The following is a 24,832-nucleotide window of genomic DNA, read 5'->3' on the forward strand; positions in this document are numbered from 1 at the left end:
CAGGGTGTCTTCGGCGCGGTAAGGGACAACGCAATGGTGGGCAATCTTGCCGCGAAAAAGGCGTCAGGCGAACTCCGGGCCATCCAGCACCAATCCGGCCGCCTGGGCGGTATCTGACCAGCTGGGAAGCTGGCCGGACACAGCCGACGCAGCAGCCGCAAGCCGCGCGCGCTTGTCCGGGTTCTCCAGCAGATCGCGCAGGGCGGCGGCAAAGCTGGCGCTGTCGTCGGGGGGGACCAGAATCCCTGCGCCGGCCGGTACGGTGTCGGGGACGGCGCCGGTCGCGCAGCTGACGATGGGCAGGCCGTGGCTCAGCGCTTCGTCAAAGACGATGCCGTAACCTTCGAACCGTGTCGCCAGCGCAAAGATCGAGGCCTGGCTGTACAGCCGCTGCAAGGTTTCTGCCGGGACCTGCCCCGCAAGTCGCAGCCGGGGGCCCAGCCCGCTGCCCGCCGCCATGTTGGCCAAATCGGCCGCGTGCTGCTTGTGCCAGGCATTCCCGACGATCACCGCCTGCCAGTCCAGATCGGCGATCCGCGTCAGGCTGTCGATCAGGACGTCATGGCCCTTGCGCGGGTGCAGGATGCCGACCGACAGAATCAGGGGCGGTTGGGTGGGCACGGCTTTGGCGGCGGGACGCTCGACGCCCGGTCGGGCGATGCTGATCCGCTCCGGGCTGAGGCCGTAACGGTCGATCAGAACGGCGCGGGTATGGGGACTGGGGACAAGCACATGGCGGGCCAGGCGAAGGTTGTCGCGCTCTGTTCGGTACAGATATGCGCGCTGATCGGGGTCGAGGCCGGTTTCCATGGCCAGCGGGTGATGCACCATTGCCAAAATCGGTGCGCGGACCGTTGCCAGCCCGGCCGAGGCGATTGCGCCGAAAACCAGCCCGTCAAGGATCAGGACGCGGTCGGCGGGCACCGATTGCAACCGCCGGACGGCCTGCGCCATCTCGGCGGGCGAGGGCGCGGGGAAGCTGGCGGGCAGCTCCATGTGCTGAACGTCGCGGCCCTGTTCGCGCAGCCCCTGCAACAGGCGGCGTTCATAGATATAGCCGCCGGTCAGCGTCTCTATATCGCCGGGGATGGCGAAGGTGGCGGGGCGCGGTGCGGTCATGGTTCCTCCTGTTCGGGCGCATAGCGCCGCAGGACGCGCCGTTCCAGCGCCGCGACCCCGGCGTGGCACAGCACTGACAGCACGGCCACCACCACCACCGATGCCCACAGCATGTCATAATCCGAAATCGAGGCCGACAGTGCCATCAGGCTGCCGATGCCGCGCCCTGTCGCCAGCCACTCGACCACGGTGACGGCCAGAATGGCGGCGGGCACGCTGACCCTCGCAGCGGCGAAAAAGGCCGGCAGCATGGCGGGGATGCGGACATGGATCAGGCGGGAAAGGCGGCCAGCGGCGTGGCTGTCGAACACATCCATGATCTGCCCCGGGGCCTGTCGCAGCCCGTGCAGGCAGGCGACGAAGGTCGGAAAGAACACCATGACGGCGACCAGGGCGGTGGTGCCGGCGGCACCTCGGCCAAGGGCCAGCACGATCAGCGGCGCGGTGGTGACGATGGGGACCGATCGCAATGCCACGGCCAGCGGCATTGCCAGCGCGGCCAGCGGCGGGACCAGCACGATCAGCGCAGCAAGCCCCGCCCCAAGCGCCAGCCCGGCCAGATAGCCGGGCAGCAGGTAAACCGCCGTTTCCAACAGCGCGCTGCCCAATGTGGCCCGCATCGCCCCGGCATCGGGGGCAAGGAACAGCGCGTCGAACACATCGCCCGGACGCTTGGCAAAGAACCGGTTGAGGTCGAGCGCCTGCATGGCCGCCCACCACAGCAGAAGCGCCAGCCCGCCCGTCATCAGCATTTGCCGCAGCCCGGACCAGCGGCGCGCTCGGGCTGCGCGGGGCGGGGCGAGGATTACCGGTGGCGGCTCTGTCAGGACGGCACGGGCCAGCCAGCCGATCGAAGCATAGGCAAGGATGGAAACGGCGGCCGCGACGCTTGCCAGCGCCCAGATGGCAGGCACATCCATGGCGCGGATAAAGCGAATGGTCAGCACCCCCATGCCGCGTTCTGCGCCGGTAAACTCACCGACCATGGCGCCCAGAAATGCGGCTGGCGCGGCGATCTGCAAACCGGCGAACAGATAGGGCAGGGCGGCGCGGGCGCGGATATGGATCAACTCGGCCCAGCGACCCCGCCCATGGCTGCGGACCAGATCCAGCCAGCTTGCCGGTGCCGCGCGCAGCCCGACCAGCAGCGGGATCAGCGTGGTGTAATAGACCGCCAGCGCCGCCAGCCAGATCTGCGGCCCGTTACCCGGCCCCAACAGCACCCGAAGGATCGGCCCGGTCGCGACCAGCGGCAGGCAGAAGATCAGCAGCGCCAGCCCGGTGACGGGCCTTTCCGTGCGGGGCCAGACGAATGCGATGCCGGCCAGAGCGATGGCCACCAGGTTTCCCGCCAGAAAGCCCGCCGCAGCATTGGCAAGCGTCTGGATCAGGGCGCGGGTCATCAGGCCGCGTTGCGCGTTCAGCCATGACAGCACCTCTGCCGGCGCGGCCAGAAGGAACTGCCCGGACAGCGCGCGGGCCAAGACCTCCCACAGAAGCAGCAGGATCAGCAGGCCGACCCCGGCGGTAATCCCGGCACGGAAACGCCCGCCGCCAAGCCTGTCCGCGCGCGTCATGGCGCGGTCTGCGCGGGCACTTGACCGGCGCCCGCCATCAGCGCCGAAAAGATGCCGTCGGCCAGATCGTGAAATGCTGCTTCCTGCGTGATGGCGGGACGGCGCGGATGTGGCAGCGTCACCGGAATATCGGCCACGACCCGCGCCGGGCGCGGCGACAGGACCAGCACCCGGTCGGCAAGCAGGACAGCCTCCGCGACGGAATGGGTGACCAGCAGAGTGGTGGTGCCGCGCGTCTCCCACAGACGGGGAAGATCGAAGGCCAGCTGCCGGCGGGTCAGTTCATCGACCGCGCCAAATGGTTCGTCCAGCAACAACAGACGCGGGCGGGTGACCATTGCGCGGGCGACAGCGGCGCGCTGACGCATCCCGCCCGACAATGCGGCGGGGCGGGCATCTTCAAAACCCGCAAGACCGACAAGCGCGATCATCCGGTCCACCGCGCCCGGATCTGCTGGTTGGTGCGCCAGCTTCAGCGCCAGCGCCAGATTGCCCCGGACCGTCCGCCACGGCAGCAGGGACGGATCCTGAAACGCCATCGAGATTGCACCGCGCTTTTGCATGGTGGCGGGGCTTTCGCCGCCGATGGTGACGCGGCCGGTATCGGGGGCCTCCAACCCCGCAATCAGGCGCAGCAATGTAGATTTGCCGCATCCCGACGGGCCAACCAGCGCCGTCGTCTGGCCGCCGGTCAGGGTCAGGTCCAGTGGTGGCAAAACCCGCAAACCCCCGGGGAAGGATTTCGACAGCCCGGCGCAGACGATCTCTGGCGGCATGGCAGAAGCTGTGTCAGCCTGCATGAACCTCGTCCAGGATCGACCGATCCCAGAGATCCGCTGTCACCTCGCGCCCTAGCAGGCCGAGCGTCTCGATATTGGCGGCGACCGCCTCATCGCTCCATGAACCGAAGCCGTTTCGGTCGGTCAGGTCGGAAAACATCAGCGGTAACTGGCGTTGCAGTTGCAGTTCCTGCGTCGGCAGGTCCAGCCCGGCATCGGGGAACATGGCCAGCGTCAGTTCCGCCGCGGCGCCCGGATCGGCGCGGCAGGCATCCCAGCCGCGCACCTCGCCCGCCATCAGCGCGACCAGCTCGGCCCGGCGATTGGTCAGGCTGTCTTCGGTGGCGATATAGGTCTGCGAATGAAGCGCATAGCCGTGATCGGCCAATAGCATGGTCTGGGATTCAACACCCTGAATCGCCATGGCGACCGGCAGGTCGGTTTCCCAGCACAGCAGGCAATCGACCTCGCCCGCGACCAGCGGCTGCGCCGAATATTGCGTCGGTACAATCTCGATCGTGCCGATATCGAGGTTGTTCAGCGTGCAGAGCGCCTGCAGAACCGGGGTATTGGCGACCGCCATGCCGATGCGCTTGCCCGCCAGATCGGCGGGTGTCGCGACCGGGTTTTGCGGCAGAGAGGCGATGGCGAAGGGGTTTTTCTGCATGGCCACGCCGATGATCCGAAAGGGCGCGCCTTCGGCCACGGCGGCGGCGGTGTAATCGGCGGCGGAAATGCCGATCAGGGCTGTGCCCGACACGACCGGCGGCTCGACCGGGGCGTTGGGACCGCCTTGCAGCAGCGCGACCTCCAGCCCCGCATCACGCCAGAAGCCGCGATCCTGCGCGATATAGCTGCCGGCGAATTGGGTCGAATGCAGCCATGACAGTTGCAGGCTGACCGGCGTCTGCGCGCGCGCGCGTCTCGTGGCAAGGCCAAGCGGCAGCGCGGCCAATCCGGCGCCGCCCATGGCCAGCATCCGGCGCCGGGTCCAACGGATCGAGGGCATCACAAACCTCCTGTCATTTTGGCCAGACTAGCGGCTGAGGCCCTTGGGGCAAGCAGACAAATGTCAGGTGCGCAATGACGGCCTGTTGGCGGCGGGCAGGCGATATTCAGGCGGGGGGTGTCTGCAGGGAACCGGAAAAGCCGTGAAGGATCAGATCGCGCATCGCCTCCATCGGGATGGCGGCTGTCCCCGCGGGCGGAACCAGTCCCGGCGTGAACCCCCAATCGGTGCTGCGTTCGACCAGAGCCTTCGGGCCGATGATATGGATGGGCACATCGCGGCGCGCGTCCTGCGCAATGCTGGCGGCGGCCTGATGATCGCCCAGCACGATCAGCAGCGGCGGGTCATCAGCATGGCGCAGCGCATATTCCGCGACGGCTTGCAGGGTATAGCTGATTGCCTTGCGGTATTGCTGGCGCACCCGCTCGGGGTCGCGCCAGACCACGCGCGGCGGATCGCCTGCCTCGGCCATGGCGTCAAAGACGCGGCCGTCGCCGACGGCGTCCCAATCGACCATTTCAGGCACCGGAACCCAAGGCGCATGAGAAGAGATCAGCGCGATCTGCGCAAACAGGCGGCGGTCATGGTCGCCGCCAAGCAGCCTGTCGCTGGCCGCAAGCGTGAACTGATCGGGCATGGTGACCCAGTTGAAGGGCTTGCCGCGATAGCCCAGATCGTCCGCCGCCAGCACGCGGTCAAAGCCCATGCGCCGCGCCTCTGGCCACGGTCGGGTTATTGCGGGCATCACCGCTGCCGTCCGAAACCCAGCCCGCTGCGCGTGGTGAAACAGCGTCTGCCGCCCGCTTGCCAGCGCGGCAAGATAGCGCGACTGGTCGCTGACGGCCAACCCGTTGGCAAAGCTGGCATGGGCCAGCCAGCTTTGCCCGCCCTGCGTGGGCGAGGTCAGAAATCCCGACCGCATGGCAAGGCCCGCGCGGGCCAGATCGGCCTCGGCCCTGCGCAGGATCGGCAGGTGGGTTTCGGCGTAGAAAGGAGTGTCGAAACTGGTCCGGCCATAGCTTTCCAGAAAGATAACCAGCACGTCGCTGTCAATCGCGTTCAGCAGCTCTGGCCTGTCGGCGAAGGGGTCGCCGCGCGCCATCCGCCGGAACTGCCGCAAATCGGCATAGGTCCGCTGCGCCAGTGCCGTCCGCTGGGCCGCGAGGCGGATGGAATCCGTCGCGATGGGCAGACCCCACGCCCCTGTCGGCGCGTTTGCATACGCAGCCAGGATCGCCATGGACGCCAGCGCGGCAAGGGCTGGCAGAGGACCGGGCCGATCAAGGTGGGACCAGATGCCCAACGCCCACCAGATCGCCGCCGCCAGCCCCAGCAGCAGCGCCCCAGCCGCTAGCACCGAAAACGCCGCTGCCGCGACCCCGAATGTCCCCGCGACGATCCGAAGCGCCGCATCCAGCAGCGGCAGGTCGGCCACCGGATTGAAGGGGCGATCGAGAACCTGATATGTGACCAGATCGGCCAGCTTCAGCGCCGTCAGCAGCACCAGAAGCAGCGTGAGGATCAGCCGGGCGGCAGGGCGCTGTCCCAATGCGATCATCACCAGCAGCAAAGCCGGCAGCTCAAGCGGGAAAGTCAGTAGGGTCGCCGGTGTCATCTTGCCGGGATGGTTGGGCAAAACCAGCACAAGCCAGATCACCAGCGCTGCCAGGACCACCTGAGCCGGCCGGACGCGCGTGTAGGCGGGGCTCATCTTCGATGTGACCGCAGCCACAGGATGTCGGTAGCGAAGGACCACAGGAGCAGTGCCAGCGCGAGCCGCGCGGCGATGATCGCCGAATCCGCAGGCAGGTCCGGGATTTGCAGCAAGGTCAGCGTTGCCAGCTGCACCACGCAGATCGCCTTGCGCCGCCAACGTGGCGGCAGCGGCCCTGCCAGCCATGGCCAAAGCACCGAGGCCGCGACAAAGACATAGCGGACAAGCCCCAGCGCCAGCACCTCGGCCCCTGCGGCGGTGCCGGAATAGGCGTGGATTGACAGGATCAGCGCCGTAAGCGCGTCGATCTCGATATCGAACCTGGCGCCAAAATCCGACGCCAGAGCGCTGCGCCGGGCAAGCCAGCCGTCGACCCCGTCAAGGCACAGTGCCGCGCCTGCAACCACTGCGACGGTCCACCCGCCGGGCGCCCCCGACAGCAGCGGCGCCAGCAGGGCGCAAACCAGCGCGCCGCGGATCAGCGTCACCGTGTTGGCGGGGCCGAAGCGATCATGGGGATGGTAAGGCCGCAGCCGGACCCGGACCACCAGCCAAAGCAGCAGGAACGCCACCAGTGCAAGGATTTTGCCCCAGAGCCAGCCAGACGGCAGCACCGCGCCTGCGCAAAGAAAGACACCCAGCCCGGCCAGCCCGGCAAGGTTCAAACCAGCCTGCAAGTCATCGGCACGGGGGCGCCGGATTGAACCGTTCGCGCCTGTCCGTGCATGCCCGTCCAGATCGCTCATCCCCGCAGCGTGCGGAATATGGCGGCAGGCGTCAAGCATCCTCGATAGATGTTTGAAAGCGGGGCCGATCCGGCTAACCTGAGGGCGAGGGAGGCCTGACCGGATGATGCCAGGCACCGAAGGTTACCGACGGCCCGCAAGATGGATGCACTGGCTTATCGCGGTGCTGGTCCTGCTGATGATCCCTGCCGGGCTGATCATGGTGCAGAAGGGCTTGCCGCGTCCGGTTCAGGACACGCTGTTCATCTTTCACAAGAATACCGGCGTGATCCTGTTTCTGCTGATGGTGCTGCGGCTGGCCTATCGCTGGCGTTATCCGCCGCCGCCCTTGCCCGGCAGCGTGCCCGGCTGGCAAAGGCTGGCGGCGCATGTCACCCATATCGGGCTGTATGTGCTGCTGATCGTGATGCCCATCAGCGGCTATGTCCGGGTCCGGGCGGGCGGCTTCCCGATCGAGGGGCTCGACGCCCTGGGCATCGGCACGCTGCTGCCGAAATCCGAGGCGCTGGCGACAGCTGCCCAATCCGTTCACATCACCTGCGCCTTTCTGCTGATGGCGCTGATCGGTCTGCATGTCGCGGCGGCGCTGCAGCACGCACTGATCCGCCGCGACGGTATTTGGTCGCGCATATGGCCGCCGTGATCCTGAACGACGCACCGGCAGGCGCAACACGGACTGCTATTCGGCCAGATCGCGCATCACCTTGATCAGGTCCGATTTGCCCTCAAAACCGATGCCGGGCAGTTCGGGCATGGTGATATGCCCGTCCTCGACCCGGACCCCATCGGGGAAGCCGCCATAGGGCTGGAACAGGTCGGGATAGCTTTCATTGCCCCCCAGACCCAGACCCGCCGCGATGTTCAGCGACATCTGATGGCCGCCATGGGGGATGCAGCGCGACGGCGACCAGCCCAGCTGTTCCAGCACGTCCAGCGTACGCAGATATTCGACCAACCCGTAAGACAGCGCACAGTCGAATTGCAGCCAGTCGCGGTCGGGGCGCATGCCGCCATAACGCAGCAGGTTCCGCGCGTCCTGATGCGAGAACAGGTTCTCGCCCGTGGCCATCGGGCCGGGATAGAACTCTGCCATCGCGGCCTGCAGCTGATAATCCAGCGGATCGCCGATTTCTTCGTACCAGAACAGCGGATATTGGCGCAGCATCTTGGCATAGGCGATGGCGGTTTCCAGATCGAACCGGCCATTGGCGTCGACGGCCAGTTGCGCCTGATCGCCGATTTCGGTCAGAACCGCCTCGATCCGGCGCTGATCTTCGGCCAGCGATGCGCCGCCGATCTTCATCTTGACCACGTTATATCCGCGATCCAGATAGCCGCGCATCTCTTTGCGCAGGGCGCTGTCATCCTTGCCCGGATAGTAATAGCCCCCGGCGGCATAAACGAAGACGCGGGGGTTCGCCTCGACCCCTTTGCGTTCGGCCAGCAGGCGGAACAGGGGCTTTTCCTCGATCTTGGCGATGGCATCCCAGACCGCCATGTCGATGGTGCCGACCGCGACCGAGCGTTCGCCATGCCCGCCCGGTTTTTCGTTCTGCATCATCGCGGCCCAGATCTTGTGACCGTCCAGATTGGTGCCTTCGTCGTTCAGCAACGAGGCCGGGTCTGCCTCCAGAATACGGTCGCGGAAGCGTTCGCGGATCAGCCCGCCCTGACCGTAGCGGCCGTTCGAATTGAAGCCGTAACCGACCACGCGACGCCCGTCGCGGACAACATCCGTGACCACGGCGACAAGGCTCGCGGTCATCTTGCTGAAGTCGATATAGGCGTTGCGGATGGGCGAGGAGATCGGCTTGGTGACCTCGACAATATCAACGATACGCATGGGCGGCCCTTTCTGTTGCTGAAAGCCGGATTTGCCCAGACAATAGTGCAATCACCCCCGGCATAGCCAATGCCGTTCCCGCGTTAATTCATGCTGGTTTGGCATCAATATCCGCGCGCTGGGTGATCTTCCGCCAGAACGCCTCGCAATGGGGCGACAGGCGCGACCGGGGGCGATAGATGGCGATTTCGACCGGGATGTCGTCCACGGGCGCCCCGGCGCGGATCAGCCTGCCGGCTTGCAGATCGGCCTCGGCCAGCGACAGCGGCAGGAAGGCGATGCCCTGACCAGCCTTTGCCATTTCCATGTTCGTCGCCGCCAGAACCGAGCTCATCGCCGGGGCCATGTCAGGGCGGCCATGCGTGGACCAATGCGCCTCGATAATGGCGTGAAGACCCGAGGCAGGGCCATAGGCGATCACCGGCGCGGCGGCATCTCCGATGCGCCAGCGCGGCTGGCCCTTCTGGTCGGGCGCGCAAAGCGGCGCCAGCAGGTCGCGCCCGATCACCTGCGAGCGGAACTGGCGTTCGGGCAGCACTGGCAGGCTGGACTGGCCGCGATGGCAGATGAAGAAATTCGCCTCGGCCCGCTGAATCAGGTGCAGGCATTGGCGCTGGGTGTCGGACACCATGTTCAGCGCGCCGAACTCTGCCGGATCGGCGATCCCCATCAGCCAGCGCGGAATGAACGTATAGGACAGCGCATGCGTGGCGGCGAGGTTGAGGCTGCGTTCGGCCCGGCCGGCGATTTCCAGTATCTCGGCCCGTGCGTCGGCCAGCAGCCGGACCATGGTGGCGGCGCGGGGCTGAAAGGCGATGCCGGCCGGGGTCAGCGCGACCTGCCGCGTGGTGCGGGTGACAAGCGGGGTCTGGACCGCGTCCTCCAGCGTGCGGATCCGGCGGCTGAAGGCGGGCTGGGTCATGTTGCGGTTCGCCGCCGCGCGCGAGAAGTTCAGCTCTCGCGCCAGTTCAAGGAAATCTTCCAGCAGGGCCAGTTCCATCGCCGCCTCCTTTATCCATGCTTAATTGGCATGGAAGCGCGGCGCAATCGCCCTAGGTCTGGCTGTATCGCTGGGCCTCGGTCAGTTGCATCGGATCGCGGGCATTGGTGGCGCGGATCCGTTCGGCCAGCAGGTCGACGAAGACGCGCACCTTGGCCGCCAGATGATTTCGTTCCGGATAGATCGCGGCGATATTCGCGGTCTGAAAATGATCCGGCAGCACGACACGCAACCGCCCCTCGCGGACATGGCGCGCGATGTCCCATTCCGACCGCAGCATGATGCCATGCCCGCCCAGCATCCATTCGCGCGCGATGTCGCCGTCATTGGTGCTGAGCCGCCCGCCGACGCGAGCCGAGGGGCTGTCCTTGCCCGGAACGTCAAAGCGCCAGACATCATACAGGTCGTGTTCCTGACGCAGGACGATGCAGTCGTGCCGGCCCAGTTCCTGCAGACTGGTGGGCGCGCCGCAGCGGTCCAGATAGGCCGGTGCCGCGCACATGAAGCGGCGGTTCCGCTGCAAAAGCCGCTGGACCATGTTGCTGGAGGGCGGATCGCCGAAGCGGATGTTCAGATCGAAGCCCTGTTCAACAATGTTCATCGGCGCATCGGTGACCACCATCTGCACGTCGATACCGGGGTAGCGGGTGCAGAATTCCGAAATGGCGGGCGCGATGTGCAGGCGGCTGAAGCCGAAGGTGGCGTTGACGCGCAGAAGCCCGGTGGGCGTGTCGCGCCCGGCGCGCAGGCTGCCTTCCAGCTCTTCGATCTCGCCCAGCAGGCGCAGGGCCTTGTCGAAATAGGCCTCTCCTTCGCCGGTCAGGCTGACCCGGCGGGTCGTACGGTTCATCAGCCGCACGCCAAGCCGGTCCTCCAACCGGGCCAGCCGCCGCGACACGGCCGAGGCGGTGACGCCCATGTCCCGCGCCGTCGCCACGAAGCTGCCGCGCTGCGCCAACAGCACGAAGAAACCCAGATCGCCCTCGCTCATTGCTGAATCTACCGCAATAATGTTGTTCCAAGTGCGACATTAATAAAATTCTGGAAGCAGTATAGTCTTTTCCAGTCAGAAGCCTTCGCGGATCGCCCATCGCGCCGCAAGGCACCCCGGAGGGGCCGGGTCGGGTCAAGGGTCGATGGCAGCTTTGCCACAATCGCGCCGCCCGATGACGCAACAGGAGGAGGAAACCATGAAAACCGCTATTGCGACCCTTTTCGCCGCGCTTGTCGCCGCCGCACCGCTGGCCGCCCAGACGGCCGAGGAATTTCCGACGAAGCCCATCACCTATATCATCCCCTTCGACGCGGGCGGCGAATCCGATATCTCGGCGCGCTTCCAGCAGGCCGATTGGGAAGGCGTGGCGGGCCAGCAGGTCGTCATCCAGTATCAGCCGGGCGCTGGCGGCGCACAGGCCTGGTCGCAGCTGAATTCGCTGCCCGGCGACGGTTATACGATCATGGGGATCAACATGCCCCATACCGTGCTGCAGCCACTGGCAGGTTCGGTGGGCTATGCAACCGAGGATCTGACCCCGGTGCATTACTTCCACTACACCCCCGATGCGATCTTCGTGAAGCAGGACAGCCAGTTCGCCACGCTGGAAGATCTGGTCAATTACGCAAAGGAAAATCCCGGTCTGGTGACCATGGCCGGGTCGGGGTCGAATTCTTCGAACAATCTGGCCGCGATCCGGTTCAACGAACTGGCTGGGGTGCAGACGACCTATGTGCCGTTCTCGGGCACCGGGCCGTCGATTACCGCCGTTCTGGGCGGCTCGACCATGGCGGGCTTCAACTATGCCACTTCGGGCGTCAGCCAGGGCGACGCGCTGCGGATGCTGGCGGTTGCCTCGGACGAACGCTTGCCGGCCTTCCCTGATGTGCCGACCTTCAAGGAACTGGGCTATGACATCGTGGGCGGCGCCTATCGCGGGGTGGCCGTGCCGTCCTCGACCCCTGAAGAACTGCGCCAGCGCATTTCCGACATCGTGTCCCAGATCAACGCGACCCCGTCCTTCGTCCAGAAGATGGAAGAAGCTGGCTTCGTGCTGACCGATATCGGCTATGACCAGATGGATGAATTCGTGGCCGCGCGGATCGAGGAATACACCGCCGGCGCGAAAGCCCTGGGCATCATCGAGTAAGGGCCAGGGGGATGGAGGTTCTCGGTTATCTGCTGGACGCGCTGACGCCGTTCAATCTGCTGCTGGCGCTGGTTGGCGTCGTTCTGGGCACGGTGATCGGCGCGCTTCCGGGGCTGTCGGCGACGATGGCGGTGGCCGTGCTGGTCCCCTTTACCTTCACCATGGATCCCGCCGCGGGGCTGATCGCCCTCGGCGCGATCTATACGGGGGCGATCTATGGCGGGGCTTACGCCGCCATTCTGGTCAACACCCCCGGCACGCCATCCGCCATCGCCACCACCTTTGACGGCTTTCCCATGGCCAAGCGGGGCGATGGCGGATTGGCGATTTCGCTGGCGACCATTGCCTCGGTCGCGGGCGGCGTGATCGGCGCGGTGGCGCTGCTGGTTCTGGCGCCACCGCTGGCCAAGGTGGCGCTGGCTTTCGGTCCGACCGAGTATTTCTGGCTGGCCATGTTCGGCCTGACGCTGATCGCGGCGCTGTCGGTCGGCAACACGTTGAAGGGGCTGGTCGGGGCCTGCATCGGGCTGTTTCTGTCGATGATTGGCGTGGCGGTAGTCGGCGGCGATGTGCGCTATACGATGGGAATGCAGCGCTTTCTGTCCGGGATCGACCTGACCTCGGCGATTATCGGGCTGTACTGTATTCCGGTCATCCTCGATCTGGTCGCTACGCGTGATCCGCATTTGCAGCCATCCGTCACCGGGGGCCTGCGCGTGGCCGAGGGGTTCCGCATGTCGCTGGCCCGCAAGGTGAATGTGCTGCGGTCTTCGGTCATCGGCACCGTGATCGGCATCCTGCCCGGGGCGGGCGGGTCCATCGCCGGGCTGGTGTCTTATTCCGAGGCGCGGCGGTCATCGCGCGATCCTGACAGCTTCGGCAAGGGCAACCCCGATGGCGTCATCGCGACCGAGGCGGCCAATAACGCCACCGTCGGCGGCGGCTTCATCCCGACGCTGGTGCTGGGCATTCCCGGCACGCCGCCCGACGCGATCATCCTTGGCGCGCTGCTGGTGCAGGGCATCAAGATCGGCCCGACGCTGTTCACCACTGATGGCAATATCGTCTATACCTTCATCTGGGGCCTGCTGATCGCGACGCTGCTGATGCTGCCCATCGGGCTGCTGATCGGGCGCTATGCCTATGCCTCGATCATCAAGGTGCCAAAGGCTGTGCTGGCGCCCACCGTGGCGCTGCTGACCATCATCGGCGCATTTGCTATCCATTCGAATGTCGATGACGCGCAGCTGATGGTGGGGCTTGGGATCCTTGCCTGGATCCTGAACCGCTATGGCTTCCAGCCGTCGCCCATCGTGTTGGGGCTGGTGCTGGGATCCATCGCCGAACAGGGTTTTGTGCAGACATGGCTGATCGGCAATGCCTCTGGCAGACTGCCCGAGATGTTCTTCAACCGCCCGATCAGCATCGGCATCATCGTTGCGGCGCTGATCACGCTGATCTTCCCGATCTGGGCCGAATGGAAGGCGCGCCGCCGCGCCCAGCTGGAGGCCGCGGGCGAAGCCGTCAGCGATGCCGGCACCGAGATCGCGCCCGAGGTCAAGACCCGCGATCTGCCCTCGATCGTCATCGCGGCGGGGCTGGTGCTGCTTGGCATCGGGATCGTCATTGGCGCGCGCAACATGTCGATGCTGGGCGCGGTCTTTCCGGCCACCATCGCCGTCGCCCTGATCGCGCTGTCGGTGCTGGTGATCGTGCAGCAATTGCGCCGCCCGCCCGGCCCGCCGCGCGCGTCCTTCGTCTGGGACGAAGGCACCAAACGCCGGATCGCACTTGGCGCGGTGATGCTGGGCTGGGTCATGCTGATGCCAGAGCTCGGATTTCTGTCGACCAGCCTGATTGCCTTTGCGCTGATCATGGTCATTGCCAATTACGACAGCGTGCCGGCCCGGACATGGGCGGTGTGGATGGCGGCGGGCGTGGTCATCTGCACCGGCTTCTGGTGGCTGATGGCCAATGTGCTGATGCTGCGCATGCCCGCCGGAATTCTTTTCTGAACAGGAACAGTGATATGAGCAAACGTATACACAAGATCGCTGCCATTGGCGGCGACGGGATCGGGATTGAGGTCGTCGATGCCTGTCTGGAAGTGCTGGACGCGCTTGCCGAACGCGATGGCGGCTTCGCCTTCGATGTCGAGAGCTTCGATTGGGGCACCGACCGGTTCAAGCGCACGGGCGCCTTCATGCCCGAAGACGGGGCCGAGCAGTTGCGCGCCTTTGACGCCATCCTGTTCGGCGCGGTGGGCGCGCCCGACGTGGCCGATCACCTGACGCTTTGGGGCCTGCGTCTGGCGATCTGCCAGCCGCTTGACCAATATGCCAACGTCCGCCCGACGCGGGTTCTGCCGGGCATCCAGTCGCCGCTGCGCGGCGTGAATGGCGATGAACTGGACTGGGTGATCGTGCGCGAGAACTCGGAAGGCGAATATGCCGGGCAGGGCGGCCGTTCGCACCCCGGCCTGCCGCTGGAGGTAGCGACCGATGTGTCGATCTTCACCCGCGCCGGGATCGAGCGGATCATGCGCTTTGCCTTTCGGTTGGCGCAGTCGCGGCCGCGCAAGCTGCTGACGGTGGTGACGAAATCCAACGCGCAGCGCCATGGCATGGTCCTGTGGGATCAGATCGCGGCAGAGGTCGCGGCGGAGTTTCCCGATGTCACCTGGGACAAGATGCTGGTCGATGCGATGACCGTGCGCATGGTGATGGACCCGGCCTCGCTGGACACCATCGTCGCGACCAACCTGCATGCCGATATCCTGTCGGATCTGGCCGCCGCGCTGTCCGGCTCCATCGGGGTTGCGCCGACCGCGAACCTGAACCCCGAACGCGAGACGCCCTCGATGTTCGAACCGATCCATGGCTCGGCCTTCGATATTACCGGCAAGGGCGTGGCCAATCCCATCGCGACCTTCTGGACAGCGGCGATGATGCTGGACCACCTGAACGAAAAACCCGCCGCCGACCGGCTGATGCAAGCGGTCGAGGCGGTGACGGCCAACACCGATCTTCACACCCCTGATCTGGGCGGCAAGGCGACGACGCGCATGGTGACCGATGCCGTCATCGACCATCTGCGCGGCCGCAATTCCTGAAAGGTTCGACATGGCACCCAATCATCTGAAAATCGCCGTCATTCCGGGCGACGGCATCGGCAAGGAAGTCGTCCCCGAAGGCCTGCGCGTGCTTGAAGCCGTGGCCTCGCGCCACGGGATCGACATGCGTTTCGACGAATACGAATTCGCCTCTTGCGACTATTACCAGAAGCATGGCGAGATGATGCCCGAGGACTGGAAGGCGCAGATCGGCGGGCATGACGCGCTGTTCTTTGGCGCCGTCGGCTGGCCGGCGACGGTGCCTGACCACATCTCGCTTTGGGGATCGCTGATCCAGTTCCGCCGCCAGTTCGACCAGTATATCAGCCTGCGGCCCGCGCGGCTGATGCCCGGCGTTCCCAGCCCGCTGGCCGGGCGCGGCCCCGGCGATATCGACATGTGGATCGTGCGTGAGAATACCGAGGGCGAATATTCCTCGGTCGGGGGGATCATGTTCCCCGATACCCCGCGCGAAATCGTGATGCAGGAAACGGTGATGACCCGGCACGGCGTCGACCGGGTGCTGAAATACGCGTTCGATCTGGCGGCAAAACGGCCGCGCAGGCGGCTGACCTCGGCCACGAAATCGAACGGCATTTCGATCACCATGCCCTATTGGGACAAGCGGGTCGAGGAGATGGCGAAGGACTATCCCGGCGTTGACGTCGACAAGTATCACATCGACATCCTGACTGCGCATTTCGTGCTGAACCCGGATCGCTTCGATGTGGTCGTGGCCTCGAACCTGTTCGGCGACATCCTTTCGGATCTGGGCCCGGCCTGCACCGGCACCATCGGCATTGCGCCTTCGGGCAATATCAACCCGGAAGGTGAGTTTCCGTCGCTGTTCGAACCGGTTCACGGATCCGCCCCGGATATTGCCGGGCAGGGGGTTGCCAATCCGGTCGGGCAGATCTGGGCGGGGGCGATGATGCTGGATCATCTGGGCCACGCGGATGCCGCCGCCGACATCATGGCCGCAATCGAACGCGTGTTGGCAGAGCCGGCCTTGCGCACCCGTGACCTTGGCGGCACGGCAGATACCGAGGACTGCGGCAAGGCGGTTGCAGACGCGCTTGGTTAAGGCTGGGGCGTGGGGGCGATCCCGATTGGCCGCCCCCTCGGCCAGAAGCGGACGTGGCATGGCCCGGCCTGCATGCTGCTGTCCGCGCGGATGAATAATTGACAAATTAACTAGGGGAATATAGCCCCGACTGACAACCCAGTTGGAGCGCGCCCCACATGTTCATCCGCTTTTCCACCATTGCTGCTGCTGTGGCCGCAATGCAGGCATCCGCAGTGATGGCCGATCCCGTCACGGTGGTCGATGTGACCGGCCGCGAGGTCACGCTGGAGGCCCCGGCAGAACGGATCATACTTGGCGAGGGGCGTCAGATCTATCTTCTTGGCGCGCTGGAACGCGAGGACCCCTTCAAGCGCGTCGTCGGCTGGCGCGAGGATCTTTTGCAAGCCGATCCTGATACTTACGCGCTCTATGCAGAGAAGTTTCCCGCGCTCAAGGACCTGCCGACCTTTGGCGGCTTCAAGGATGGCACCTTCGATGTTGAACAGGCGGCATCGCTGAACCCCGATCTGGTGCTGATGAACCTCGAAGCGAAACAGGCAACCGAAGATGCCGGCTATGACGACAAGCTGGCCGAACTCGGCATTCCGATCGTCTATGTCGATTTCCGCGAAGACCCGGTGGCGCATAGCATCGAATCGATGCGGATCATGGGGCAGGTGACCGGGCAGGAAGAACGGGCCGAGGAATATGTCAGCTTCGTCGATGCCCAGATGGCACGCGTGACCGATGTGCTGGCCGGTGCAGAGTTCGAGCGGCCAAGGGTCTTTGTGGATCGCGCGGGCGGCTATTCGGACGATTGCTGCATGACCTTCGGCAACGGCAATTTCGGGGAATATGTCGAAATCGCGGGCGGCACGAATATCGCCAAGGACATTCTGCCCACCACTTTCGGCACGCTGAACCCCGAACAGATCATCGCCGCCAACCCCCAGCAGGTGATCGTAACCGGCGGTCAATGGGAGGCATATGTGCCCGGCGGCGCATGGGTGGGTGTCGGCCCCGGTTCTGACCTGTCGCAGGCGCGCGACAAGCTGCAGGCACTGACAGAACGCACAGCCATGACCGGGATCGAGGCCGTCAAGACCGGGCAGGTTCACGCGATCTGGCACCAGTTCTATGACAATCCCTATTATTTCGTTGCCGTGCAGCAGTTGGCGAAATGGCTCCACCCCGAGCTTTTCGCCGATCTCGATCCCGAAGCCACCCTTCAGGAACTGCATGAGCGATTCCTGCCGGTGCCCTACAAGCCCGGCTATTGGGTCTCTTTGAATGAACAATAGTCAACCGGCTGTAACCCAGTCTGCCGAGGGGCGCGATTTCTATCGCGCCCTTGTTCGTCGCAGGCAACTGATCCTGCTGGGCCTGTCTGCGGCGCTGGTGTTGAGCCTGTGCGTGGATCTGGCGCTGGGGCCGGCGAATTATCGGCTGGGGCAGGTTATACGTGCATTGTTTCTGCCCGGCAGCGTCGATGACCAGCTGCGCGTCATCCTGTGGGAAATCCGTATGCCGGTGGCGCTGATGGCGCTGGTGGTTGGTGCCAGCCTGTCGGTGGCCGGCATGCAGATGCAGACGATCCTGAATAACCCGCTGGCCAGCCCCTTTACGCTTGGCATTTCGGCGGGGGCGGGTTTTGGCGCGGCGCTGGCGCTTGCCTTCGGGGTGGCACTGTTTCCGCTGGCCGTCGATTACGTCATCCCGGTCAATGCTTTCCTGATGGCGATGCTGACCTCGCTGGCGATTTATGGTCTCAGCCTGCGGCGCGGCGTGACCAGCGAAACCATCGTGCTGCTGGGGATCGCACTGGTTTTCATCTTCAACGCGTTGATGTCGCTGATCCAGTTCTTCGCCAGCCAGCAGGCGGTGGCCGCGGTGGTGTTCTGGACCATGGGCAGCCTGACCAAGGCGACATGGCCGAAGCTGTGGGTATCGCTGGCGGTGCTGGTCGTGGCCATGCCGCTGCTGGCGCGGCGCGGCTGGTCGCTGACGGCAATGCGGCTGGGTGATGCCAAGGCGGAAAGCATGGGGGTCAACCTGCGCGGGCTGCGGCTGGAGGCGCTGATGATTGTCAGCCTGCTCGCCTCGATCTCGGTGTCCTTTGTCGGCACGATCGGTTTCATCGGGCTGGTCGGGCCGCATATCGCGCGGATGCTTCTGGGCGAGGATCAGCGGTTCCTGCTGCCGGGTGCCGCGATTTCGGGGGCGCTGATCCTGTCGGTGGGCTCGGTCCTGTCGAAGATGATCATTCCCGGCACGGTGATTCCGATCGGGATCGTGACATCCATCGTGGGCATCCCTTTCTTCCTTTACCTGATCCTCAACCGGCGGGTGGCGACATGGTAAGCCTGCGACTTGACGACATTTCTGCCGGCTACGCGAGTAGGCCCGTGATTGCGGGTGTCTCGACGCCCGAGCTGCGCGGCGGCCAGGTGGTCGCGCTTCTGGGTGCGAACGCGGCCGGCAAATCGACGCTGTTCCGGCGTATCTTCGGCCTTTTGTCGGGTGGGGGGCAGGTTCGCATCGACGGTGCCGCCTCTGCCCGACCGGTCGCCTATATGCCGCAGGACAATGGCGCCCGCCCGGTTCTGTCCGTTTACGAATCGGTCCTGCTGGCGCGGATGCAGGGGCGTCGGCTGAAGGTCTTTGACGAGGATCACGCCAAGGTCGAGGAGATCCTTTCCCTGCTGGGCGTCACCCATCTGCGCGGCCGCAATCTGGGCGATCTCAGCGGCGGGCAGCGGCAGATGGTGGGCGCCGCGCAGGCGCTGGCGCAGGATCCGCAGATCCTGCTACTGGACGAGCCGACCTCGGCGCTTGATCTCAGCCATCAGATCGACCTTCTGTCGCTGCTGCGCAGGCTGGCAGACGAACAGGGATTGCTGGTCATCGTGGCATTGCACGATCTGGGCCATGCCTTGCGCTTCGCCGATGCGGCCATGGTGCTGCATCGGGGCAGCCTGATCGCCTGCGGGCCGACCGCCGAGGTCATCACGCCCGATCTGCTGCGCGAGGTTTTCGAAGTCACGGCCCGGATCGAGCCCTGCACGAAAGGGCACCCGCAGCTGATCGTCGATGGCCGCATCGATATGTCGGGGCCGGCTGTTTCGGCGTTTGCAGGCTGAGAAAAGGCCGGGCAGGCAGCCAGTCCGCCGCAGGGCTGATCTGGGTGCGGGCGAACGGAACATTCACGCCAGTTTCACGCACGCTTCGCCGAAGACCGGCCTAAAGTGAAGGTAAGGGATCGATTAGAAGTGGTCCCTGTTCCAAGTGTCAGGCGTTTCTCCTGGGATTCGCGCGACGGCGACCGCTTTTGGCAGCGGTTCAAGGCAGAGAGCCGTCGCGCGAATTTCAGAGACTGATTGACCGGGTCAATGGGGACCGCAGCCTTCGCCTGGGGTCATCTCGACACACCAGAACACCCCTCAGACGAAAACCTGTCTCGCGCCGCGCGGATGAAAGGGTAAAGGGTCAGCCGTTACGGTCTTTCGATCCCGTGCGCGGAAGGTCGACCGTCGTTTCGGGAAGGTCTGCCGGTCCGACACGGTCGATGACAAGCATCATCCAGTCAAGAACGATGCGCTGATTTGGCGTCAGCGTATCTTTTTGCGTAAGCTCCATGGGAAACTTGCGCAGGCTTGGCCAGCGTTCATAAAATTCGTTTATGGAACGGATCTCCAGCTTTGGCTGTGGGCCACACATCCTCGTGGTCCTTCTTTCTTGAGCGACAAGAGTAGTTTTCTGCAAATCGGTCCGAGTTGGGGTGTGAATAAGCTGTGAGCAGCTTTTCGTAACGAAATGCCTGACGTAGGGTTTGTTATCGTTTCAGAGCGGTCGTTCATGCGTACTCTACTGGAAATATCGCTGTTCGGGACCTGCGCCGTCAAACTGACGGGTGCAGAAGACATCGAAATCCGCGGTGCCAAGCATCGCGCTTTGATCGTTCTGCTTGCCACCGCGCCGCTTGGGCGTCGATCGCGCAGTTTCCTTCAGAATACTCTCTGGGGTGATGCGGGATATGACAGCGGGCACCAGAATCTGCGCCGGGCGCTGTCGGACCTGCGCAAGCTGCTGGGCGAGGATTTTGACCGCATCTTTCATGCCACCAATACCGAGGTGGAGATCGCGCTGGAACTCATCCGCATCAATGGCGACATGCGCAGCGGCCCGTTCCTGGACGACCTGAACGTCCATACGCCGGGCTTCAAGGCGTGGCGGCAGGCTCAGGCGGCCAATCCCGCCAGAATATCGGCACCCGGTCAGGGCGCGGTCGGGCAGATGCTGCCACGCCCCCGGATCACCGCGCTTCCGATGACGGTTCTGGGCGGTGACCCGATGCTGCCGGTCCTGGGCGACTGGGTGGCCGAGGAGATCTGCCGGTCATTGTCGCGGTCGTCGCTTTACACCGTCATCTCGCATCTTTCGGCGCGGGCAATGGCGCGGCGGATGATCGACATCGCCGATGTCCGCGAGACGCTGGATGTGGATTACATGATCACGGGCACCCTGCGCCAATTCAAGGGCGACCTGGTGATGGATTTCGATTTTGTCGATACCCGCAGCGGGGCAATCCTGTGGAACCGCCACCTTGCCAGCCCGGCCGACAGCTTCGTGGACGAATTGCCCGAGCGGCTGGTGAATGTCATCGTCTCGGCCGGGCGCAGCATCGCCGATGCGGCCGTTGCCCATGCCGGCACGCGGCGCGTTGGCGACATTGCCGATCATCAACTGCTTCTGGCCGGGGTATCGCTGATGCACCGTTCGCCGATGCGCGATTTCCTGCGCTCTCACGAGGTGCTGACCGAGGCGGTGTCGCGGATGCCGCAGATGCCAGAGACCCATGCATGGCTGGGTAAATGGCATGTTCTGAACGTCTTCAAGAACTACACGACCGATGTCGCGCGCGATACGCAGCTTGCGCTGAACAGCACCCGGCGCGCGTTGGATCTGGATCCGAATTCCAGCTTTGGGCTGACGATCAACGGCTTTGTGCATGTCAATCTTCTGCGTGACCTCAGCCGGGGCGAGGCGCGCTATAACGCGGCGCTGGAGATCAATCCGAATGAAAGCCTGTCCTGGCTGCTTCGGGGGACGCTGATGGCGTTTCAGGACGACGGCAGCGCGGCGATCCGGGCGACGGACATGGCGCGGCGGCTGTCTCCGATCGACCCGTTCGGCTATTACTATGACAGCCTGTCGGCCTCGGCGCATTTCGCGGCGGGCGATTATGCAGGCGCGCTGGAACTGGCCGACAGGTCGCTGATGACCAATGAGCGCCACATGTCGACGCTGCGCATCAGAACTGCGGCGCTGTACTTTACCGGAGACGTTGACGGCAGCCGGCAGGCAGCGACCGACCTGATGCGGCGTTTCCCGGCATTCCGGCTGGAGAATTACCAGCGCGACCATCCGGCGGCAGCCTCTGAAACCGGTCTGAGGCTGGTCGAGGCGCTGAAGGCTGCCGGTGTTACCTAGTCAACAGGAAAGGAGGAGGCCATGTCTGCATCTGGTGGGTTTGGTGGCTTCGGCGGGTTCGGGGGATTTGGCGGATTCGGCGGGTTTGGGGGCTTTGGCAATTTTACCGGGCTTGGCGGATTTCTGGGTGCCGGCGATACCGGTTCCTATGATCCCGCCACCACGATGGGCCTGCTGACAACGTCAGAGGCGCTTGGCCAATTGGCCGGAACGGGATTGCCACCCGACAGTAGCGAGCTGAACATGAACGACCCCGCCAATATGGCCGGCTGGGCGGTCTGGGTGCGCGGCTCGCTTTACGTGTCGGAATTCATGCACGGGCTTCAGTGGCAGATTGACGCAACCGATCCGGGCCATGTCAGCCTTTCCTTTGATGGGGTGCCGATGGCCACGCTGCATCGCCCCGCGCCGCAGGTCTTGCAGGATCAGTGCAGCCGCGTACGCGACTATGCCGCGCTGCGCGACGAACGCGGGACCGAGATCGTGTCGCAGCTTGGTTTTCCGACGCCCTATTTCTCGATGCTGCTGGGCCTGCACGCGGGCCAGCACAAGCATACATTCGAACTGATTACCGCCACGCAGGTCATGGCCGCGCATGTGGCGATGGTGGCCAAGGCCGCGCTTGCGGTCCGGCGGCCCGACCAGATCGACGGCCGGGTCATGCCGATGCTGCCCACGCCCGGGCATCCGGCCTTCCCCTCGGCCCATGCGACAGAGGCCTATGCCGTGGCGACAGTGCTGGATCATCTGGTGCAAAGCTGGGGCACGCTGGCCGATCTGCAGGCGCGGCGGGCGCTGATCTTTGGTCTGGCGGAACGGGTGGCGGTGAACCGTACCGTTGCGGGCGTTCATTACCCCATCGACAGCTGGTGCGGGGCGGCGCTTGGCACCGCGGTCGGCAAGGCGGTGCTGAACCGCTGCGGCCAGCCGCAGCCGATCCGGGCGGCCACTTATGTCGCGGCGGATCACGATTTCTTCCATGTCGATTTCAGCGACGAGGCGCGCGCAGCGGCGCGCGGCCTGACCTATGCGCCGGATGGACAAACCGCCGATCCGGGCACGGGTTTCGGCTGGCTATGGTCCAAGGCCCTGGCCGAGCGTCAGGCCCCGGCAAGCTGAGGGCCGGGCCATGGATATGCCCCCCCCCGAGGCGCGCGCCAGACGCCTGCCGCATTACACCGGCCCTTACGAGCGCTGGATATTTTCCGCTGCACTTGGCCGCCCCTTCGCATTCCCCGCCATTTCCGACGGGCCGGACCGCTATTATGGGGCCCTGACCGAGGGCGCGTTGGTGCCTGCGCGCATGGGCGCGGCACCTCCGAACGCCCTGCGGCTGCCGCCACTGTGGAATCCGCAGGACGAGGCGTTGGCGGCTGTGCCTTTCGCGGTTCATCGCAATGGCGCAACGCTGCCCGAAGTCGACGGCGAAGGCCCCGCGCCGGGGATTGAGCTGACCCTGTCGGGGCCTTCCGCAACGACCGAGGGAATGCGGCCGCGTTATCGGGTCAGCTATCCCGTTGCGGATCAAAGCTGGGTTGCCGATTACGATCTGCATCACCCGCCGGAGGGCTGGGTTGCGCCCGCGACGCCGCCAAAGGTGATCGTCGGCATCATCGACGACGGCATTCCCTTTGCCCATCGCGCCTTCCTTGATGGCGCCGGGCGCAGCCGCATCAGCCATTGCTGGCTGCAATCGGCCGCCGCGCCGAACCGAAGGGCCGCCGTTCCCTTCGGTCGTGAATTCACCAATGCCGAGATCGACAGTCTCAGGGCGCAGTATCCTGATGAAACGCAGCTTTATCGCGAAGCGGGCGGTATCGACGCAGGCCTGCCGGATCTGGGGCTGCACCTGCGCGGCCGGGCCAGCCATGGCGCGCATATCGCGGGGATTTGCGCAGGCAACGATCCGCGCGTTTCCGGGCCGGTCAGCGGCGACGATATCCAGATCATCGCCGTACAGCTGCCCAATACCGTTGCCTGGGACACCTCGGGCTTCGGCAAGGAAACGTATATGCTCAGCGCGCTGCATTACATTCTGAACCGCGCCCGGCAGATTGCGGCGCAGTATCCCGACGGCCCGGCAGAGCTGCCGCTGATCGTCAATTTCAGCTATGGGTGGAGCGCGAACCGCCATGATGGCGGTGCCACGATGGAACGCGCCTTTCAGCAATTGCTGACCCGGCGCAAGGCCATTCAGCCCGCGACGGCGCTGAACATGCCGATGGGCAACAATTTCGAAAAGCGTATGCATGCCCAGATCACCCGCGCCGATCTGGACAATGACCGGCAGAGCCTTGGCTGGTGGCTGTCCCCCGACGACATGACCTCAAGCTATCTGGAGATCTGGTTTCCAAAGGGGTTTGATCCGCGCGGAAGCCGCATTACCGTTCAGCCGCCATTGGGATGTGCGTTGGACGAGGCCGCCACGATCACGCTGCGCCGGGATGCTGGCGAAAGCGGCGGCGGCGATCCTCGCCGCTTTGCCGATGTCAGAATGGGCGGCGACGTCATCGGGCAGCTGTCGGCGGACAAGCATTTCAACGAGAGATGGCGGGTTCTGCTGGCGCTGATCCCGACGGGATACGCGCAAGGCGCGATGCGGCGCGCGCCGGCGGGCGAATGGCGGCTTGGGCTGAAGCTGCCCGGTCTGCGCCAGGCCGAGGCGGTTCATGTCTGGCTGCAACGCGATGACGATCCCGGCGTGCTGCGCAGCGGCGGGCGGCAAAGCCATCTTGTCGCGCTTGAACCCGATGCCAATGGCGGCGCTGAGCAAACAGAGGACGGGCAGGGCGGTCGCGGTCGGCTGGGCATGGTGCGGGGCTTTGGGACATTCAACGGCATATCCTCATCCGCCGCAGTTACCCGCGTTGCCGGCTATGACCTGAGCACCCGGCTGCCCAGCCGATACAGCGGGGCGGGGGGGCTTCGGCAAGTGGCTGATCGCTTGCAGCCTTGGGGCGTTGGGCCAGCCTTTGCCGCGCCCGCCGATCAGGGGCAGTTCCGGCCGGGCCTGCCATCCATCGGTATCCTCAGCGGGTCAGGCGTGCGGTTGCAGGGCACCAGTGCCGCGGCGGCCTGCGCGACCCGTTGGATGGCCGATAATGTCGCAAAAGGGCGGGCGCTGACCGAGGGCCTCGACCCGCTGCAAATGCCATCTGACCCCGAGGAGATGGACAGCCGCACCGCGAAGCGTGCGGCGCGGCTGGGTGCGGGTTGGGTTCGCTGGTAACCCG

General features: G+C 65.1%; 20 protein-coding genes and 1 pseudogene. 11 read left to right on the forward strand and 10 right to left on the reverse strand.

From position 1 onward, the window contains the following. Positions 1-63: 63 nt before the first annotated feature. The 6 genes and pseudogenes from G7044_RS02475 to G7044_RS02500 form a co-directional block, all read right to left on the reverse strand. Positions 64-1,119 carry a glycosyltransferase family 4 protein gene (locus G7044_RS02475; RefSeq protein WP_166325441.1) on the reverse strand — a complete coding sequence of 352 codons (1,056 nt, stop codon included), beginning with the start codon at positions 1,117-1,119 and terminating at the stop codon, positions 64-66. Beyond that, complete coding sequence (locus G7044_RS02480) at positions 1,116-2,696, reverse strand: ABC transporter permease (RefSeq protein ID WP_166325444.1); 1,581 nt, start codon at positions 2,694-2,696, stop codon at positions 1,116-1,118. Before G7044_RS02480 ends, G7044_RS02475 begins: the two co-directional genes overlap by 4 nt. Continuing rightward, positions 2,693-3,385: pseudogene (locus G7044_RS02485) on the reverse strand (ABC transporter ATP-binding protein); the annotation flags it as partial. The gene G7044_RS02480 and the pseudogene G7044_RS02485, both read right to left, overlap by 4 nt. A 100-nt stretch (positions 3,386-3,485) precedes the next feature. Next, positions 3,486-4,484, reverse strand: coding sequence for an ABC transporter substrate-binding protein (locus G7044_RS02490; RefSeq protein ID WP_166325447.1), 999 nt, complete (start codon positions 4,482-4,484; stop codon positions 3,486-3,488). A 106-nt stretch (positions 4,485-4,590) separates the two neighbouring features. Further along, the gene (locus G7044_RS02495) at positions 4,591-6,195 is read right to left on the reverse strand and encodes a sulfatase-like hydrolase/transferase (protein WP_166325450.1); all 1,605 of its coding nucleotides are present in this window, start codon (positions 6,193-6,195) and stop codon (positions 4,591-4,593) included. Continuing rightward, entirely contained in the window at positions 6,192-6,944 is a 753-nt protein-coding gene (locus G7044_RS02500; RefSeq protein WP_166325453.1) for a CDP-alcohol phosphatidyltransferase family protein, read from the reverse strand. Before G7044_RS02500 ends, G7044_RS02495 begins: the two co-directional genes overlap by 4 nt. 106 nt (positions 6,945-7,050) lie before the next feature. On the opposite strand from G7044_RS02500, the gene G7044_RS02505 reads away from it, so the two are divergent. Beyond that, a complete protein-coding gene (locus tag G7044_RS02505; protein WP_328803820.1) occupies positions 7,051-7,587 on the forward strand; it encodes a cytochrome b in 537 nt (178 codons plus the stop codon). 36 nt (positions 7,588-7,623) lie between these two features. On the opposite strand, the gene G7044_RS02510 is transcribed toward G7044_RS02505, so the two are convergent. The 3 genes from G7044_RS02510 to G7044_RS02520 form a co-directional block, all read right to left on the reverse strand. Then, the gene (locus tag G7044_RS02510; protein ID WP_166325459.1) at positions 7,624-8,787 is read right to left on the reverse strand and encodes a mandelate racemase/muconate lactonizing enzyme family protein; all 1,164 of its coding nucleotides are present in this window, start codon (positions 8,785-8,787) and stop codon (positions 7,624-7,626) included. Positions 8,788-8,875: 88 nt separating this feature from the next. Next, positions 8,876-9,787, reverse strand: coding sequence for a LysR family transcriptional regulator (locus G7044_RS02515; RefSeq protein ID WP_166325462.1), 912 nt, complete (start codon positions 9,785-9,787; stop codon positions 8,876-8,878). A 52-nt stretch (positions 9,788-9,839) separates the two neighbouring features. Further along, positions 9,840-10,778, reverse strand: coding sequence for a LysR substrate-binding domain-containing protein (locus tag G7044_RS02520; protein WP_166325465.1), 939 nt, complete (start codon positions 10,776-10,778; stop codon positions 9,840-9,842). Positions 10,779-10,977: 199 nt separating this feature from the next. Between G7044_RS02520 and G7044_RS02525 the strand changes: the two genes are divergently transcribed. The 7 genes from G7044_RS02525 (at position 10,978) to G7044_RS02555 (ending at position 19,249) form a co-directional block, all read left to right on the forward strand. Continuing rightward, the gene (locus G7044_RS02525; protein ID WP_166325468.1) at positions 10,978-11,931 is read left to right on the forward strand and encodes a tripartite tricarboxylate transporter substrate binding protein; all 954 of its coding nucleotides are present in this window, start codon (positions 10,978-10,980) and stop codon (positions 11,929-11,931) included. 11 nt (positions 11,932-11,942) lie between these two features. Then, complete coding sequence (locus G7044_RS02530; RefSeq protein WP_166325471.1) at positions 11,943-13,946, forward strand: tripartite tricarboxylate transporter permease; 2,004 nt, start codon at positions 11,943-11,945, stop codon at positions 13,944-13,946. Positions 13,947-13,960: 14 nt separating this feature from the next. Beyond that, positions 13,961-15,043, forward strand: coding sequence for a tartrate dehydrogenase (locus G7044_RS02535; RefSeq protein ID WP_166325474.1), 1,083 nt, complete (start codon positions 13,961-13,963; stop codon positions 15,041-15,043). Positions 15,044-15,053: 10 nt separating this feature from the next. After that, positions 15,054-16,127, forward strand: coding sequence for a tartrate dehydrogenase (locus tag G7044_RS02540; RefSeq protein ID WP_166325477.1), 1,074 nt, complete (start codon positions 15,054-15,056; stop codon positions 16,125-16,127). 158 nt (positions 16,128-16,285) lie between these two features. Next, positions 16,286-17,410, forward strand: a complete 1,125-nt coding sequence (locus tag G7044_RS02545) for an ABC transporter substrate-binding protein (RefSeq protein WP_207630141.1) — start codon at positions 16,286-16,288, stop codon at positions 17,408-17,410. Continuing rightward, positions 17,400-18,470: a FecCD family ABC transporter permease gene (locus G7044_RS02550; RefSeq protein WP_166325480.1), complete on the forward strand. Its 1,071-nt coding sequence runs from the start codon at positions 17,400-17,402 to the stop codon at positions 18,468-18,470. The genes G7044_RS02545 and G7044_RS02550 overlap by 11 nt, the downstream gene beginning before the upstream one ends. Further along, positions 18,464-19,249, forward strand: a complete 786-nt coding sequence (locus G7044_RS02555; RefSeq protein ID WP_166325483.1) for an ABC transporter ATP-binding protein — start codon at positions 18,464-18,466, stop codon at positions 19,247-19,249. The genes G7044_RS02550 and G7044_RS02555 overlap by 7 nt, the downstream gene beginning before the upstream one ends. 346 nt (positions 19,250-19,595) lie before the next feature. Here G7044_RS02555 and G7044_RS02560 read toward each other — a convergent pair whose 3' ends face one another. Continuing rightward, positions 19,596-19,826, reverse strand: a complete 231-nt coding sequence (locus G7044_RS02560) for a hypothetical protein (protein ID WP_166325486.1) — start codon at positions 19,824-19,826, stop codon at positions 19,596-19,598. A 138-nt stretch (positions 19,827-19,964) separates the two neighbouring features. Here G7044_RS02560 and G7044_RS02565 point away from each other — a divergent pair, with 138 nt between their 5' ends. The 3 genes from G7044_RS02565 to G7044_RS02575 are packed head-to-tail and all read left to right on the forward strand — an operon-like array spanning position 19,965 to position 24,828. Continuing rightward, complete coding sequence (locus G7044_RS02565; protein WP_166325489.1) at positions 19,965-21,599, forward strand: hypothetical protein; 1,635 nt, start codon at positions 19,965-19,967, stop codon at positions 21,597-21,599. Positions 21,600-21,620: 21 nt separating this feature from the next. Next, positions 21,621-22,718, forward strand: coding sequence for a phosphatase PAP2 family protein (locus tag G7044_RS02570; protein WP_166325492.1), 1,098 nt, complete (start codon positions 21,621-21,623; stop codon positions 22,716-22,718). 10 nt (positions 22,719-22,728) lie between these two features. Beyond that, positions 22,729-24,828, forward strand: a complete 2,100-nt coding sequence (locus G7044_RS02575) for a S8/S53 family peptidase (RefSeq protein WP_166325495.1) — start codon at positions 22,729-22,731, stop codon at positions 24,826-24,828. Positions 24,829-24,832: the final 4 nt, after the last annotated feature.

This window comes from Paracoccus xiamenensis, assembly GCF_011308835.1.
Classification (GTDB): Bacteria; Pseudomonadota; Alphaproteobacteria; order Rhodobacterales; family Rhodobacteraceae; genus Paracoccus; species Paracoccus xiamenensis.

Excerpts from the sequence above, each read along its gene's own strand:
- G7044_RS02475 (WP_166325441.1), bottom strand. The coding sequence starts at position 1,119 with ATGACCGCACCGCGCCCCGCCACCTTCGCCATCCCCGGCGATATAGAG.
- G7044_RS02480 (WP_166325444.1), bottom strand. The coding sequence starts at position 2,696 with ATGACGCGCGCGGACAGGCTTGGCGGCGGGCGTTTCCGTGCCGGGATT.
- G7044_RS02490 (WP_166325447.1), bottom strand. The coding sequence starts at position 4,484 with ATGCCCTCGATCCGTTGGACCCGGCGCCGGATGCTGGCCATGGGCGGC.
- G7044_RS02495 (WP_166325450.1), bottom strand. The coding sequence starts at position 6,195 with ATGAGCCCCGCCTACACGCGCGTCCGGCCGGCTCAGGTGGTCCTGGCA.
- G7044_RS02500 (WP_166325453.1), bottom strand. The coding sequence starts at position 6,944 with ATGAGCGATCTGGACGGGCATGCACGGACAGGCGCGAACGGTTCAATC.
- G7044_RS02505 (WP_328803820.1), top strand. The coding sequence starts at position 7,051 with ATGCCAGGCACCGAAGGTTACCGACGGCCCGCAAGATGGATGCACTGG.
- G7044_RS02510 (WP_166325459.1), bottom strand. The coding sequence starts at position 8,787 with ATGCGTATCGTTGATATTGTCGAGGTCACCAAGCCGATCTCCTCGCCC.
- G7044_RS02515 (WP_166325462.1), bottom strand. The coding sequence starts at position 9,787 with ATGGAACTGGCCCTGCTGGAAGATTTCCTTGAACTGGCGCGAGAGCTG.
- G7044_RS02520 (WP_166325465.1), bottom strand. The coding sequence starts at position 10,778 with ATGAGCGAGGGCGATCTGGGTTTCTTCGTGCTGTTGGCGCAGCGCGGC.
- G7044_RS02525 (WP_166325468.1), top strand. The coding sequence starts at position 10,978 with ATGAAAACCGCTATTGCGACCCTTTTCGCCGCGCTTGTCGCCGCCGCA.
- G7044_RS02530 (WP_166325471.1), top strand. The coding sequence starts at position 11,943 with ATGGAGGTTCTCGGTTATCTGCTGGACGCGCTGACGCCGTTCAATCTG.
- G7044_RS02535 (WP_166325474.1), top strand. The coding sequence starts at position 13,961 with ATGAGCAAACGTATACACAAGATCGCTGCCATTGGCGGCGACGGGATC.
- G7044_RS02540 (WP_166325477.1), top strand. The coding sequence starts at position 15,054 with ATGGCACCCAATCATCTGAAAATCGCCGTCATTCCGGGCGACGGCATC.
- G7044_RS02545 (WP_207630141.1), top strand. The coding sequence starts at position 16,286 with ATGTTCATCCGCTTTTCCACCATTGCTGCTGCTGTGGCCGCAATGCAG.
- G7044_RS02550 (WP_166325480.1), top strand. The coding sequence starts at position 17,400 with ATGAACAATAGTCAACCGGCTGTAACCCAGTCTGCCGAGGGGCGCGAT.
- G7044_RS02555 (WP_166325483.1), top strand. The coding sequence starts at position 18,464 with ATGGTAAGCCTGCGACTTGACGACATTTCTGCCGGCTACGCGAGTAGG.
- G7044_RS02560 (WP_166325486.1), bottom strand. The coding sequence starts at position 19,826 with ATGTGTGGCCCACAGCCAAAGCTGGAGATCCGTTCCATAAACGAATTT.
- G7044_RS02565 (WP_166325489.1), top strand. The coding sequence starts at position 19,965 with ATGCGTACTCTACTGGAAATATCGCTGTTCGGGACCTGCGCCGTCAAA.
- G7044_RS02570 (WP_166325492.1), top strand. The coding sequence starts at position 21,621 with ATGTCTGCATCTGGTGGGTTTGGTGGCTTCGGCGGGTTCGGGGGATTT.
- G7044_RS02575 (WP_166325495.1), top strand. The coding sequence starts at position 22,729 with ATGGATATGCCCCCCCCCGAGGCGCGCGCCAGACGCCTGCCGCATTAC.